The sequence below is a fragment of the Streptomyces sp. NPDC051320 genome (genome assembly GCF_040682175.1).
Taxonomy (GTDB): Bacteria; Actinomycetota; Actinomycetes; order Streptomycetales; family Streptomycetaceae; genus Streptomyces.
In genome coordinates this window covers 252,951-267,050 of the sequence record NZ_JBFBAL010000003.1, presented here as the reverse complement: position 1 = coordinate 267,050, position 14,100 = coordinate 252,951, and the positions used below count along the sequence as shown (strand labels likewise).

At 71.1% G+C, this 14,100-nt stretch carries 11 protein-coding genes; 3 read left to right on the top strand and 8 right to left on the bottom strand.

Translation table 11 applies throughout. From position 1 onward, the window contains the following. Positions 1–204: 204 nt before the first annotated feature. The 5 genes from AB0M87_RS08925 to AB0M87_RS08905 form a co-directional block, all read right to left on the bottom strand. Positions 205–2,337, bottom strand: coding sequence for a 3-hydroxyacyl-CoA dehydrogenase NAD-binding domain-containing protein (locus AB0M87_RS08925; RefSeq protein ID WP_365851220.1), 2,133 nt, complete (start codon positions 2,335–2,337; stop codon positions 205–207). After that, positions 2,334–3,554 (bottom strand): acetyl-CoA C-acyltransferase, encoded by a 1,221-nt coding sequence (locus tag AB0M87_RS08920; RefSeq protein WP_365851219.1) that lies wholly within the window; start codon positions 3,552–3,554, stop codon positions 2,334–2,336. Before AB0M87_RS08920 ends, AB0M87_RS08925 begins: the two co-directional genes overlap by 4 nt. Before the next feature lie 168 nt (positions 3,555–3,722). After that, on the bottom strand, positions 3,723–5,003 hold the full coding sequence (locus AB0M87_RS08915) for a ribonuclease D (protein ID WP_365851218.1): 1,281 nt from the start codon (positions 5,001–5,003) through the stop codon (positions 3,723–3,725). Positions 5,004–5,106: 103 nt separating this feature from the next. Continuing rightward, complete coding sequence (locus AB0M87_RS08910; RefSeq protein ID WP_365851217.1) at positions 5,107–5,763, bottom strand: response regulator transcription factor; 657 nt, start codon at positions 5,761–5,763, stop codon at positions 5,107–5,109. 247 nt (positions 5,764–6,010) lie between these two features. Then, positions 6,011–6,661 carry a DUF3000 domain-containing protein gene (locus AB0M87_RS08905; protein WP_365851216.1) on the bottom strand — a complete coding sequence of 217 codons (651 nt, stop codon included), beginning with the start codon at positions 6,659–6,661 and terminating at the stop codon, positions 6,011–6,013. 92 nt (positions 6,662–6,753) lie between these two features. Between AB0M87_RS08905 and hemE the strand changes: the two genes are divergently transcribed. Further along, positions 6,754–7,815 carry a uroporphyrinogen decarboxylase gene (hemE, locus tag AB0M87_RS08900; RefSeq protein ID WP_365851215.1) on the top strand — a complete coding sequence of 354 codons (1,062 nt, stop codon included), beginning with the start codon at positions 6,754–6,756 and terminating at the stop codon, positions 7,813–7,815. Positions 7,816–7,823: 8 nt separating this feature from the next. Here the strand turns inward: hemE and AB0M87_RS08895 are convergent, their stop codons facing one another. Both AB0M87_RS08895 and AB0M87_RS08890 read right to left on the bottom strand, forming a co-directional pair. Then, positions 7,824–9,203: an FAD-dependent oxidoreductase gene (locus AB0M87_RS08895; protein WP_365851214.1), complete on the bottom strand. Its 1,380-nt coding sequence runs from the start codon at positions 9,201–9,203 to the stop codon at positions 7,824–7,826. Between the two features lie 48 nt (positions 9,204–9,251). Further along, the gene (locus tag AB0M87_RS08890; RefSeq protein WP_365851213.1) at positions 9,252–10,229 is read right to left on the bottom strand and encodes a DUF4349 domain-containing protein; all 978 of its coding nucleotides are present in this window, start codon (positions 10,227–10,229) and stop codon (positions 9,252–9,254) included. 128 nt (positions 10,230–10,357) lie between these two features. Here AB0M87_RS08890 and hemG point away from each other — a divergent pair, with 128 nt between their 5' ends. Together hemG and hemQ are read left to right on the top strand one after the other, a co-directional pair. Beyond that, on the top strand, positions 10,358–11,791 hold the full coding sequence (gene hemG, locus AB0M87_RS08885; RefSeq protein WP_365851212.1) for a protoporphyrinogen oxidase: 1,434 nt from the start codon (positions 10,358–10,360) through the stop codon (positions 11,789–11,791). Positions 11,792–11,795: 4 nt separating this feature from the next. Beyond that, a complete protein-coding gene (gene hemQ, locus AB0M87_RS08880; protein WP_365851211.1) occupies positions 11,796–12,527 on the top strand; it encodes a hydrogen peroxide-dependent heme synthase in 732 nt (243 codons plus the stop codon). 173 nt (positions 12,528–12,700) lie between these two features. Here hemQ and AB0M87_RS08875 read toward each other — a convergent pair whose 3' ends face one another. Next, positions 12,701–14,026 carry a DUF692 domain-containing protein gene (locus AB0M87_RS08875; protein ID WP_365851210.1) on the bottom strand — a complete coding sequence of 442 codons (1,326 nt, stop codon included), beginning with the start codon at positions 14,024–14,026 and terminating at the stop codon, positions 12,701–12,703. Positions 14,027–14,100 lie beyond the last annotated feature (74 nt).

Here is a 14,100-nt window from a genome sequence, read left to right as displayed (position 1 = left end):
GTCACGAGCAGGGCGCGTTTACTGCGGCGTGGTCTGTCCATCCGGTTCTACAGTCCCCTGCCAGCATTACCCAAAGATCCACTGTGGAACTTGACTTCGCACTGTAGCGGCCCGGCGCGGAGAGGTGGTGACGCCCCCGACCTGTGCGGAAGGGCCGTACGAATCACCGATCCGTACGGCCCATCCCATGTTCGGTCGATCAGGTTACGCCGGAACGCTCGCCAAGCCACGCTCGAGGAACGGCTTGCCGTTCACCCGCTCGCTGACGCCCTCACGGTCCAGGTACGGCGTGATGCCGCCCAGGTGGAAGGGCCAGCCGGCGCCGGTGATCAGGCAGAGGTCGATGTCCTGGGCCTCGGCCACGACACCCTCGGCCAGCATCAGCCCGATCTCCTGGGCCACGGCGTCCAGTACCCGGTCGCGGGTCTGCTCCTCGGTCAGGACCGAGGAGCCCTGCTTGAGGAGGGCGGAGACCTCGGGGTCCAGTTCGGGCTTGCCCGAGTCGTAGACGTAGAAGCCGCGCTTGCCCGCCTTGACGACGGCGGCGAGGTTCTCCGAGACGGTGAAGCGCTCCGGGAAGGCGCGGTGCAGGGTCTCGGATACGTGCAGACCGATCGCCGGGCCGACCAGCTCCAGCAGCACCAGCGGGGACATCGGCAGACCCAGCGGCTCGATGGCGCGCTCGGCGACCACGACCGGGGTGCCCTCGTCGATGATGTTCTGGATCTCGCCCATGAAGCGGGTGAGGATGCGGTTGACGACGAACGCCGGGGCGTCCTTCACCAGGACCGCGGTCTTCTTGAGCTTGCGCGCGACACCGAAGGCGGTGGCCAGCGAAGCGTCGTCGGTCTGCTCACCGCGGACGATCTCCAGGAGCGGCAGGATCGCGACCGGGTTGAAGAAGTGGAAGCCGACGACCCGCTCGGGGTGCTCCAGCTTCGACGCCATCTCGGAGACCGAGAGCGAAGAGGTGTTGGTGGCGAGGATCGCGTGGGCCGGAGCGACCGCCTCGACCTCGGCGAACACCTGCTGCTTGACGCCGATCTCCTCGAAGACCGCCTCGATGATGAAGTCGGCGTCGGAGAAGCCCTCGGCCTTGTCCAGTACGCCGGTCACCAGCGCCTTGAGGCGGTTGGCCTTGTCCTGGTTGATGCGGCCCTTGCCGAGCAGCTTGTCGACCTCCGCGTGGACATACCCCACGCCCTTGTCGACCCGCTCCTGGTCGATGTCGGTCAGCACCACCGGCACCTCGAGGCGACGCAGGAAGAGCAGCGCCAGCTGAGAGGCCATCAGGCCCGCGCCGACCACGCCGACCTTGGTGACCGGGCGCGCCAGGTTCTTGTCCGGGGCGCCGGCCGGGCGCTTGGCGCGCTTCTGGACCAGGTTGAACGCGTAGATGCCGCTGCGCAGCTCGCCGCCCATGATCAGGTCCGCGAGGGCCTGGTCCTCGGCGTCGAAGCCCTGGCGCAGGTCGCCGTTCTTCGCCGCGGCGATGATGTCCAGCGCGCGGTATGCGGCCGGGGCGGCGCCGTGCACCTTGGAGTCGGCGATCGCCCTGCCGCGCGCCACCGCCTGGTCCCAGGCCTCGCCGCGGTCGATCTCCGGGCGGACGACCTCGATCTCGCCGCGCAGTACGGCGGAGGTCCAGATGAGCGACTGCTCCAGGAAGTCGGCGCCCTCGAAGATCGCGTCGGCGATCCCGAGCTCGTACACCTGCTTGCCCTTGAGCTGACGGTTCTGGTTGAGCGAGTTCTCGATGATCACCGAGACCGCGCGGTCGGCGCCGATCAGGTTCGGGAGCAGCGCGCAGCCGCCCCAGCCCGGCACCAGGCCGAGGAAGACCTCGGGGAGCGAGAAGGCGGGCAGCGCCTTGGTCACGGTGCGGTACGCGCAGTGCAACCCGACCTCGACACCGCCGCCCATGGCCGCGCCGTTGTAGTACGCGAAGGTGGGCACCGCGAGAGCGGAGAGCCGCTTGAAGACGTCGTGGCCGCCCTTGCCGATGGCGAGCGCGTCCGAGTGGTCCTTGAGCAGCTCGACCCCCTTGAGGTCGGCGCCGACCGCGAAGATGAACGGCTTGCCGGTGATACCGACACCGACGATCGTGCCGTCGGCGGCCTCCTTCTCGACCTGGTCGATGGCGGCGTCCAGATTGGCCAGCGACTGCGGACCGAAGGTGGTCGGCTTGGTGTGGTCCAGGCCGTTGTCGAGTGTGATCAGCGCGAACCGGCCCGCGCCGCCCGGCAGGTCGAGGTGGCGTACGTGCGCCTCGGTGACGACCTCGCCGGGGAACAGCTCGGCCGCGCCCTTCAGAAGCTCAGAGGTGGTGGTGCTCACTTGGTGCCTCCGTCGAAGTGCGGGTTCTCCCAGATGACCGATGCGCCCATGCCGAAGCCGACGCACATGGTGGTCAGTCCGTACCGGACCTGCGGCTGCTCCTCGAACTGCCGCGCCAGCTGCGTCATCAGACGCACACCGGAGGACGCGAGGGGGTGACCGAAGGCGATCGCGCCGCCGTACTGGTTGACCCGCGCGTCGTCGTCCGCGATGCCGTAGTGCTCGAGGAAGGCGAGCACCTGGACGGCGAAGGCCTCATTGATCTCGAACAGGCCGATGTCGTCGATGGAGAGCCCGGCCTTGGCGAGGGCCTTCTCGGTCGACGGGATCGGGCCGTAACCCATCACCTCGGGCTCGACGCCCGCGTAGGCGTACGAGACGAGGCGCATCTTGACCGGCAGGCCCAGCTCGCGCGCGGTCTCCTCGGAGGCGATCAGCGAAGCGGTGGCACCGTCGTTGAGACCGGCGGCGTTTCCGGCGGTGACCCGGCCGTGCGCACGGAACGGTGTCTTGAGACCCGCGAGCGACTCCAGGGTGGTGCCGGGGCGCATCGGCTCGTCGGCGGTGGCCAGGCCCCAGCCGGTCTCGCCGGCCTCCGCGTTGGTGCGGCGTACGGAGACGGGTACCAGGTCCTGCTGGATCTTGCCGTTGGCGTACGCCTTGGCGGCCTTCTCCTGCGAACGGACTGCGTACTCGTCGGCGCGCTGCTTGGTGATCGTCGGGTACCTGTCGTGCAGGTTCTCGGCGGTCATGCCCATGAACAGGGCGGACTCGTCGACGAGCTTCTCGGACACGAAGCGCGGGTTCGGGTCGACCGCCTCACCCATCGGGTGCCGGCCCATGTGCTCGACGCCGGCCGCGACGACGATGTCGTACGCGCCGAAGGCGATCGAGCCCGCCGTGGTGGTCACGGCGGTCATCGCGCCGGCACACATGCGGTCGACGGAGTAACCGGGTACGGACTGGGGCAGCCCGGCGAGGATGCCCGCGGTGCGGCCGAGGGTCAGTCCCTGGTCGCCGATCTGCGTGGTCGCCGCGACGGCGACCTCGTCGATCTTCGCCGGGTCCAGATCCGGGTTGCGGCGCAGCAGCTCCCGGATCGCCTTCACGACAAGATCGTCGGCGCGGGTCTCGTGGTAGATGCCCTTCGGGCCCGCTTTGCCGAACGGGGTGCGGACGCCGTCGACGAAGACGACGTCCCGGATGGTACGAGGCACGGTGGCTCTCCTCCAGGGTGCGGGATGGCACTGCTGCTGCGGGCACGCCGGGGCGCGCTTGCGCACTGCCATGCTACCCACGAGTAACCATGCTGCACAGTATTGGGGGAGGGAGCGGTGAACGTCACACCGTGGTCGCCGGGGGCGAACACCCCGGCGACCACGGTGTCAGGCCTCGTCCGCCGCCCGTACCGCGGTGAGCAGCAGCGGCGCGACCTGCTCGATCTGCCACCGGCGCGCCCCGAGCCCGGCGAGAACGGCCGAGATCGTCTCCAGGCTCCGCTCCCGCGGAGGTTCCCAGCACACCCGCCGCACGGTGTCCGGCGTCATCAGATTCTCCTGCGGCATGTTCAGCTGTTCAGCGAGCTCCGAGACGGCGGCACGCGCTGCGGAGAGCCGGACGGCGGCAGCGGGGTCCTTGTCGGCCCAGGCGCGCGGCGGTGGCGGCCCTGCCACCTGCTGGCCGGGCTGCGGAAGCTCACTGTCAGGGAGGGCCTTGGCGCGGTCGACCGCCGCCTGCCACTGTTCGAGCTGGCGCTTGCCCATCCGGTGACCGAAACCGGGCAGTGCGGTGAGTTGCTGGACGTTCAGCGGCAGACCGAGCGCCGCCTCGACGATCGCGCCGTCACCCAGCACCTTTCCGGGCGAGATGTCGCGCCGCTGCGCGGCTGCGTCGCGGGCGTTCCACAGTTCGCGTACGACCGCGAGCTGACGGCGCCTGCGCACCTTGTGCATGCCCGACGTACGGCGCCACGGGTCCTTGCGCGGTGGTGCGGGGGCCGCCGTCGCGATGGCGTTGAACTCCTCCATCGCCCAGCCCAGCTTTCCCTGCCGGTCCAGCTCCTTCTCCAGCGCGTCCCGCAGGTCGACCAGCAGTTCTACGTCGAGTGCGGCGTAACGCAGCCAGGGATCGGGCAGCGGACGGGTCGACCAGTCGACGGCGGAGTGGCCCTTCTCCAGGGTGAAGCCCAGGACGTTCTCGACCATCGCGCCGAGCCCCACCCGGGGGAACCCGGCGAGCCGGCCGGCCAGCTCGGTGTCGAAGATGCGCGTGGGGATCATGCCTATTTCGCGCAGGCACGGAAGATCCTGGGTGGCTGCGTGCAGCACCCATTCGGCGTCGGCGATGACCGCGCCGAGGGCGGAGAGGTCCGGACAGCCGACCGGATCGATCAGTGCGCTGCCGGCGCCCGCACGGCGCAGCTGGACCAGGTAGGCGCGCTGTCCGTAGCGGTAGCCGGACGCCCGCTCGGCGTCGACGGCGACCGGCCCGGTCCCCGCGGCGAACGCCGCGACCACGTGGGCCAGTGCTTCATCGGTGGCGACCACCGGCGGAATGCCCTCGCGGGGCTCCAACAAGGGGATCGGCGCCTGTTCGACGTCGACCAGGGGAGCGCCCCCGGTGGTTCGCAGTGCTGTCTCTGCTGCGGTCTCTTGAGCGTCGGTCACGCGCCAAGAGTATCTGTGAACGCACGGCACCCGTCGACGGAACGTTCCGTCGACGGGTGCCGAGGGTGCAATTGAGTCAGTGCCGCCTGTGCGGTGTCTCGGGTCAGTGGATGATTCCGGTGCGGAGGGCCACCGCCACCATGCCGGCCCGGTCGCCCGTGCCGAGCTTGCGGGCGATGCGGGCGAGGTGGCTCTTCACGGTCAGGGCCGACAACCCCATGGAGACACCGATGGCCTTGTTGGACTGGCCTTCCGCCACCAGTCGCAGCACCTCGACCTCGCGGCCCGAGAGCTCGCGATAGCCGCCCGGGTGGCTCGGGGCACCCGGGGGGCGGCGCTGCATCCGGGTGGCGCCGATGGGTGCGGCGCCGGGCCGGGTCGGGTGTCCGATGTTCGAGCGGGTGCCGGTGACGACGTAGCCCTTGACACCGCCCGCGAGGGCGTTGCGGACGGCGCCGATGTCATCGGCGGCGGAGAGTGCGAGGCCGTTCGGCCAGCCTGCGGCCCGGGTCTCGGAGAGCAGGGTCAGCCCGGAACCGTCGGGCAGGTGGACGTCGGCCACGCAGATGTCGCGCGGATTGCCGACGCGGGGGCGGGCCTCCGCGATGGACGACGCCTCGATGACGTCACGTACTCCGAGGGCCCACAGATGGCGGGTGACGGTGGAGCGGACGCGGGGGTCGGCCACGACGACCATGGCCGTCGGTTTGTTCGGGCGGTAGGCGACCAGGCTTGCGGGCTGCTCGAGGAGAACGGACACCAGGCCTCCTGGGAAGGTGCGGGACGGTGCCGGCGGGGGATGAGCGCCGGGGGGGAACCGTGCTTGAAGGGTCACAGACTCCTTCGGCAGCAATGCCGCCCGGCTTTAGAGAATGATCACGATTTGGTGAGTAATAATTCGGGCAAATCGGACACGCGATCGATCTTTCGAAGAATGCCCGTGCCGGAATCCGTCCGCAGAGAAGCCCCGGTCGGGGGGAGGAACGCGGGATCTCGCCTCCGTGGGGCTACGGCGCCTGCGGTCCCCGCCGCTGCGGCAGCGAGACCACACCGGTGTCCACCGGGCCGGCCGGCGGCAGGCCGGCGATCTGGCACAGCAGATCGCACCACGCGGCCAGATGGGCCGCGGTGTCCGGGACGCCGTTCGTGCCCTCCCGCGGTGTCCAGGAGGCTCGGATCTCGATCTGGGTGGCGGGCCTGCGCTCGGCCAGGCCGCCGAAGTAGTGGGAGCCCGCCCGCGTGACGGTGCCACTCGCGTCGGTGAAGGGCAGGCCCCGGCCCTGCAGGGCACCGGTCAGCCACGACCAGCAGACCTCGGGCAGCAGCGGGTCCACGGCCATCTCCGGCTCCAGTTCCGCCCTCACCAGGGTCACCAGACGGAAGGACCCGTGCCAGGCGTCCTGCCCGGCCGGGTCGTGCAGCAGCACCAGTCTGCCGTCGGCCAGATCGTTATCTTCCTCGACGACCGCGGCCTCCAGCGCGTAGGCGTACGGCGCCAGACGCTTCGGGGGCTTGGTCGGGTCGATCTCCATCTCGGGCCTGAGCCGGGCCGACTGCAAGGCATCGACCGCCTGCCGGAAAGCCGACGGGACGGAGGCCGTCTCCGCAGTGTTCACACCGTCAGCGCCATCTGAAAATCGTCCCTGAGCCGCAGCCATGCCGGGAAGACTAGGCGGAACGAGGCCCGGGCGTGGGGAGAGACACCCGGCCCGGGGCAACGGCTTGTGCACTGCGTGCGAAACTTCTGAGTGTGAGTGCCAACGACCGCCCCATGGGCGCCCAGAACCCGACATATGACTCCGCTTTCCTCAAGGCGTGCAGGCGCGAGCCGGTGCCGCACACGCCGGTCTGGTTCATGCGGCAGGCCGGTCGTTCGCTTCCCGAGTACAAGAAGGTGCGCGAGGGCACCGCGATGCTCGAATCGTGCATGCGGCCCGACCTGGTCACCGAGATCACGCTGCAGCCGGTCCGCCGCCACCGGGTCGACGCCGCTATCTACTTCAGCGACATCGTCGTGCCGCTCAAGGCCATCGGCGTCGACCTCGACATCAAGCCCGGTGTCGGCCCGGTCGTCGCGCAGCCGATCCGCTCCCGCGCCGACCTCGCTCAGCTCCGCGACCTGGAGCCGGCCGACGTCTGGTACGTCACGGAGGCGATGGGCCTGCTGACGGACCGGCTCGGCACGACCCCGCTGATCGGTTTCGCCGGGGCGCCGTTCACGCTGGCGAGCTATCTGGTCGAGGGCGGGCCGTCCCGCAACCACGAGCACACCAAGGCCCTGATGTACGGGGACCCGGAGCTGTGGGCTGATCTGCTGGACCGGCTGGCCGAGATCACCGCCGCCTTCCTGCGGATCCAGATCGAGGCGGGCGCGAGCGCCGTCCAGCTCTTCGACTCCTGGGTGGGCGCGCTGGCCCCCGCGGACTACCGGCGCTCGGTGCTGCCCGCGTCCGCGAAGGTCTTCGAAGCGGTGGCCCCGTACGGGGTCCCGCGCATCCACTTCGGCGTCGGTACCGGCGAACTGCTCGGGCTGATGGGCGAGGCGGGCGCGGATGTGGTGGGCGTCGACTGGCGGGTGCCGCTGGACGAGGCGGTACGCCGGGTCGGGCCGGGCAAGGCGCTCCAGGGGAACCTGGACCCGGCCGTGCTGTTCGCCTCGCCGGAGGCGGTGCGGGCCAAGACGGACGAGGTGCTTGCCGCGGGCGCCGGCCTGGAGGGGCATGTCTTCAACCTGGGCCACGGGGTGCTGCCGACGACCGACCCGGACGCGTTGACCCGCCTGGTGGACTACGTCCACACCCGGACGGCGTGAAGGCGGCCTCACCCGCCGGAGGCCCGGACCGCCGTCACCGCCTTGCGCGCGGCGACCAGGACCGGGTCCCACACCGGGGAGAACGGTGGCGCGTACCCCAGGTCGAGGGAGACCATCTGCTCCACGGTCATCCCGGCGGTGAGCGCCACCGCCGCGACATCCACCCGTTTCGCTGATCCCTCGCGACCGACGATCTGCACGCCCAGCAGCTTGCCGGTGCGGCGTTCGGCGAGCATTTTCACCGTCATCGGGGTGGCGTCGGGGTAGTAGCCGGCTCTGTTGGTCGATTCGATGGTCGCCGTGACGAACTGGCGTCCCGCCGCACGGGCGTCCTTCTCGCGCAGGCCCGTACGGGCGATCTCCAGGTCGCAGACCTTGCTGACGGCCGTGCCGACGACGCCGGGAAACGTGCCGTACCCGCCGCCGATGTTCGAGCCGATGATCTGGCCGTGCTTGTTCGCGTGGGTGCCGAGCGCGATGTGCCGCATCCGCCCCGAGACGAGGTCGAGCACCTCGACGCAGTCGCCGCCGGCCCAGATGTTCTCGTAGCCCCGCACCCGCATCGACAGGTCGGTCAGCAGGCCCCCGTGGTCGCCGAGCGGGAGTTCCGCCGCACGGGCCACGGTGGTCTGCGGGGTCACACCGATGCCCAGGACCACGATGTCCGCCGGGTACTCGGTGTCCTCGGTGGCCACCGCCCGCAGTCGCCCGGCGTCGTCGTTGAGGATCGCGGTGGCCTCGGCGCCCGACACGGTGGTGATGCCCATGCCGTCCATCGCCTGTCGCACCAGCCGCCCCATGTCGGGGTCCAGGGTGGACATCGGCTGGGCGTCCCGGGTCAGCACCGTCACTCCGTAGCCGCGGTGCAGCAGCGCCTGGGCCATCTCGACGCCGATGTAGCCGGCGCCGACGACGACCGCACGCCTGCCCCCTGTCGCTCGCAGGGAGTCGATCAGGGACTGGCCGTCGTCGAGCGTCTGCACCCCGTGCACGCCCGGGGTGTCGATACCGGGCAGCGCCGGGCGCACCGGCCGGGCGCCGGTCGCGATGACCAACTCGTCGTACCCGGTCCAGGACCCGACGCCCGAATCGAGATCCCGGCTCCGCACCTGCTGCCCGGCGACATCGATCTTGGTGACCTCGGTCCGCATCCGCAGATCGATCGCCCGCGCGCGGTGTTCCTCGGGCGTACGCGCCACCAGGTCGTCGCGCTTCTCGACCTCGCCGCCCACCCAGTACGGGATACCGCACGCCGAGAAGGAGGTGAACCGGCCGCGCTCGAAGGCGATGATCTCCAGCTCGTCCGGGCCTTTGAGCCGACGGGCCTGGGACGCCGCGGACATGCCCGCCGCGTCCCCGCCGATGACCACCAGTCGTTCCGCCGCCATGGCGCGTCCTTCCGTGGCAGCCGGGACCCGAGGGCACCGGACCGGCCGTCAGCTCTGCTGTCGTGTCTCTTCCTGAGAAGGTACGTGCGCGGGCGGCGGAACATTCCCCCGCGAGGCCGGCCGGGGTTTCCGGAGCTGCGGCAGCCGCTCGCGGAACAGCCGCCGGAGCAGCCAGCAGACGGCGATCAAAGCGGCGAACGGGGCCACCGCGGCGACCACGATCACGATCCACTTGAGCACCACGACAAAGGCGTGCCAGCCGCCACCGAGCGCGTCCAGGAAGCCCGGACCGTGGTCCTTCTTCTTCTCCTTCGTCTGCTGATTCTTCGCGGGCTCGGAGAGGTGGAGGGTGATGGTCGCGAGATCGGTGCGGTCCCTGAGCGAGGCCTGCTGGGCCAGCAGCGACTCCAACTCCGCTTCTCTGCTGCTCAGTTCGCCCTCGAGTGACACCACATCGCTGAGCTGTCGGGCCTGATCCATGAGCTTGCGGACCCGGGCGACGCTAGCCCGTTGCGAGGCGATCCGGCTCTTGACGTCGACGACCTGGTCCGTGACGTCCTCGGCGTCGGCCTTGCGGCCCAACAACGTGCCGGAGCCCTGGAGTTCGGTGAGGACCGTGTCGTACTTGTCCTGCGGGACGCGCAGTACGACGGTGGAGCGCACCTGGCCGCTGCCGTCGCGTTCGGTGGACTCGTTGCCGACGAAACCCCCGGCGTCCCCGGCCGCCGTGCGGGCATCGTCGAGCGCCTTCTCGGTGTTCTTGACCTGCACGGTGAGCTCGGCCGTTCGGATGATCTTGTTGGCGATCGGCGACGGCGCCGTGCCGCCCGGTTTCGCATCGGACCCGGGACCCGACCCCGAGCCGGTGGCGGCGCTCCCCTCGGCCGGCCTCGCCGCACCGCCCCCGCTGTCGGCGGCCGCCTTGTGGGCACTGCGGCTTCCGCCACTGTCGCCGGCCGCACCGCACCCGCTGACGGCGACCGACGCGGTGAGCAGAACCGCCGCAAGGATTCTGGCTGCGCGCATAGGGGCTCCCCCCGGAGATGACGATCAATGTTGCAGGTTCGACGCGCGGGACGGTGGAACGGGTTGCCCGATTCCGGTCCCGAAGCGGTCACGGTCGGGACTCGGAACGGGTTTGAGAGAGTGGGGACATGAATGCGCACAGCGACTCGCCCGCGCCGGCCGGCCACGTCGTCGTCATCGGAGGCGGGATCGCCGGTCTGGCGGCAGCCCATCAGTTGCTCGGCACCGGCGCCCGGGTGACCGTCCTCGAAGGCTCCGGCCGGGTCGGCGGCAAACTGCACGCCGGGCGGATCGAAGGCATACCGGTCGACCTCGGCGCCGAGTCGATGCTCGCCAGGCGCCCCGAAGCCGTCGCTCTGGCCCGTGCGGTGGGGCTCGGCGCCGAGCTCCAGCCGCCCGCCACCAGCAGCGCCCGCCTCTGGAACCGTGGCGCGCTGACGCCGATGCCCAAGGGACACGTGATGGGCGTCCCCGCCGATGCGACGGGGCTCGACGGCGTACTGTCCACGGACGGTCTGCGCCGGATCGCCCAGGACCGCGAACTGCCGCCCACCGAGATCGGTGAGGACATCGCGCTCGGCGGGTTCGTGGCCGCCCGGATGGGCCGGGAGGTCGTCGACCGGCTCGTCGAGCCGCTGCTCGGCGGGGTGTACGCCGGGGACGTCTACCGCACATCGATGCGGGCCGCTGTCCCCGCGCTCTACGAGGCCGCCCGCGGCCACCGGACGCTGGGCGAAGCCGTGCGGGCGATCCAGCAACGAGCCGCGGAATCCGCCGCACCCGCCCCGACTCCGGTCTTCATGGGCTTGGCCGGCGGTATCGGCACCCTGCCGCTCGCCGTCGCCGACGCGATCCGTGCGGGCGGCGGCGACGTGCTGGTGCACCGGCCGGCGCTGGAGCTCCGGCGGACCGGGACCGGCTGGTGGATCCGCAGCGATGACCGGACCTTCGACGCCGACGCCGTGGTCCTCGCCGTGCCCGCCTGGTCGGCATCGGCGCTGCTGGAGCAGGTGTCCCCGGCAGCGGCCGCCGAACTGGCGGCCATCGAGTACGCGTCGATGAGCCTGATCACCCTGGCCTTCCGTCGCTCCGAGCTGAACCTCCCGGACGGATCCGGCTTCCTGGTGCCGCCGGTGGACGGGCACACCATCAAGGCCGCCACCTTTTCCAGCCAGAAATGGTCCTGGTCCGACGCCGACCCCGAACTGGCCGTGCTGCGCACCTCGCTCGGGCGCTACGGCGACGAGGAGCACCTGCACCGGGAGGACGCCGATCTGGTGGAGGCGGCCCTGCACGACCTGGCCGAGGCGACCGGAGTTCATGCGAAGCCGGTGGCCTCCGAGGTGACCCGGTGGATCGGCGGACTGCCGCAATACCCCGTCGGGCACCTGGCCCGCGTCGCGCGGCTTCGCGGCGCCGTCGCCGGCCTGCCCGGCCTGCGGGTCTGCGGCGCGGCCTACGACGGAGTGGGGATCCCGGCATGCATCGCCAGTGCCCGGCGGGCTGCGAACGAGATCACAGCAACCCTGGCGTCGGGCACCGTCAGTGACGCGGGACAATAGCCACATGACAGATGCTCCGGAGACTGCGACATCGCCCAAGGCGCCCCACGCAGGCAAGAAGGCCAAGGACCTCAACGAGGTCGTCCGTTACACCCTGTGGTCCGTCTTCAAGCTGCGGGACGCGCTGCCCGAGGACCGGACGGGCTTCGCCGACGAGGTCCAGGAGCTGTTCGATCAGCTCGCGGCCAAGGACATCACCGTGCGGGGCACTTACGACGTCTCCGGTCTGCGGGCCGACGCCGACCTGATGATCTGGTGGCACGCGGAGACCGCGGACGAGCTGCAGTCCGCGTACAACCTCTTCCGCCGCACCCGGCTGGGACGCTCGCTGGAGCCGGTCTGGTCGAACATGGCGCTGCACCGCCCCGCCGAGTTCAACAAGTCGCACATCCCGGCGTTCCTCGCCGACGAGACGCCGCGCGACTACATCGCGGTGTACCCCTTCGTGCGCTCCTACGACTGGTACCTGCTGGACGACGCGGAGCGGCGCAGGCTGCTCGCCGAGCACGGCAAGATGGCCCGGGACTACCCGGACGTCCGGGCCAACACGGTCGCTTCGTTCGCGCTCGGCGACTACGAGTGGGTGCTCGCCTTCGAGGCCGACGAGCTGCACCGCATCGTCGACCTGATGCGTCACCTGCGCGGCTCGGAGACGCGGAACTACGTGCGCGAGGAGGTCCCCTTCTACACCGGCCGGCGCAAGTCGGTGGGTGACCTGGTGGCCGGGCTCGCCTGACCGGTCCGCCCTACACCCGTGGCCGGTCGGAACCGGCCGTCCATGACCCGGAAGATCAGAGAGCGGAGCGCGGTCGCGCCCGCTCGTCCAGCGACACCGGGTCCGGCAGCGGGTGCGGCGCGCACCCAGCGCGCCGCACCGGCGCCGTCAGAGGCAGCCGTCAGGTGCTGCCGTCAGCCGGTGCGTACACCGCGCCGAGCGCCGCGGAGCAGCGTCCTGCGGGCCGCTCGCGCCAAGCGGGCCGTCCTGGTCGGCGGATGCGGGGCCGCGCGCTCCTGCCACCAGAGGCGCAGCGCGCGTCGCACCTCGGCGTCGGCCGGACGGCCGGTGTCCAACAGCTGCCGCACGAAGTCCAGCGCGTCCCGCCGGTAGCCGCCGGTCATCGGGCGAAACCTGGCGTACGCGAGAAACGCGCGCCGGTACTCGGCACCGAGGAACTCCGGGAGCTCCGGGGCGACCCTGGCCACCACGTCCGCACGTTTGGCGGCCAGCGACCGGCTCTGCACGCCCAGCCGCCTGTGGTCGAAGCCCTCGGGTGTGGGGGTGCCCGCGACCAGGGCCGAGAGCAGCGTCGTCTCGGCGAGGGCGAGCCGCTGCCGGGCCGGGTCGACGGCGGGCTCCGCCGCGGGGGCTGCCGCCCGGGCGACCGGCGCCGACCCCGAGCGGGGCACCGGGTGCCGGATCGACAAGGTCGTCCGTATCGCGGTGAGTTCACCCGCGAGCTCGGCGGCCGGCGGGAAAGCGTCGTCCCGTTCCAGCAGCACCCCCGGCGGGTCGACCCGGGCGCGCAGTGCGGCGAGTACATCCAGCACCGGACGGGTCACCGGATGCGCGTGGGTGTCGTGCCAGACACCCTCCTTCTCCACCCCGCCGGCCACATGGACGTAGGCGATGGCATCCACCGGCAGCTCGTCCAGGGCGGCCGCCGGGTCCTCGCCCCGGTTGACGTGATTGGTGTGCAGATTGGCCACATCGATCAGCAGCCGCACCCCGGTGCGCTCCACCAGCTCCGCGAGGAACTGGCCTTCGGTCAGCTCCTCACCGGGCCACGAAATCAGCGCCGCGATGTTCTCCAGCGCCAACGGAACGGGCAGCGAATCCTGGGCGGCCCGGACGTTCTCGCAGAGCACCCGAAGCGCGTCCCAGGTACGCGGGACCGGCAGCAGATGACCCGCCTCCAGGGCCGGGGACGCGGTGAGCGGTCCACCGGCTCTGACGAACGCGATGTGCTCCGTGACCAGCGGGGACTCCAGGAGCAGCGCCCGCTCGGCCAGTGCCGCCAGCCGGCCCGCGTCCGGTCGCTCGGCGCCACCGATCCCCAGCGAGACGCCGTGCGGTATCACCCTGACACCCCGCCGTCGCAGCCGCCGCAGCGACTCGGGCAGGTGCCCGGGGCAGAGGTTCTCCGCGACCACCTCGACCCAGTCGACACCCGGCAGCTCCTCCACTGCCGCGGCGATCTCCGGCCGCCAGCCGATTCCGATCCCCAGATGCTCCATCCCGTCCCCCTGCGTCGTCGGTGCTGTGGCGTGCGCAGGGGTGATGACCCGGGGCCGGGCCGTCGAACCCACCG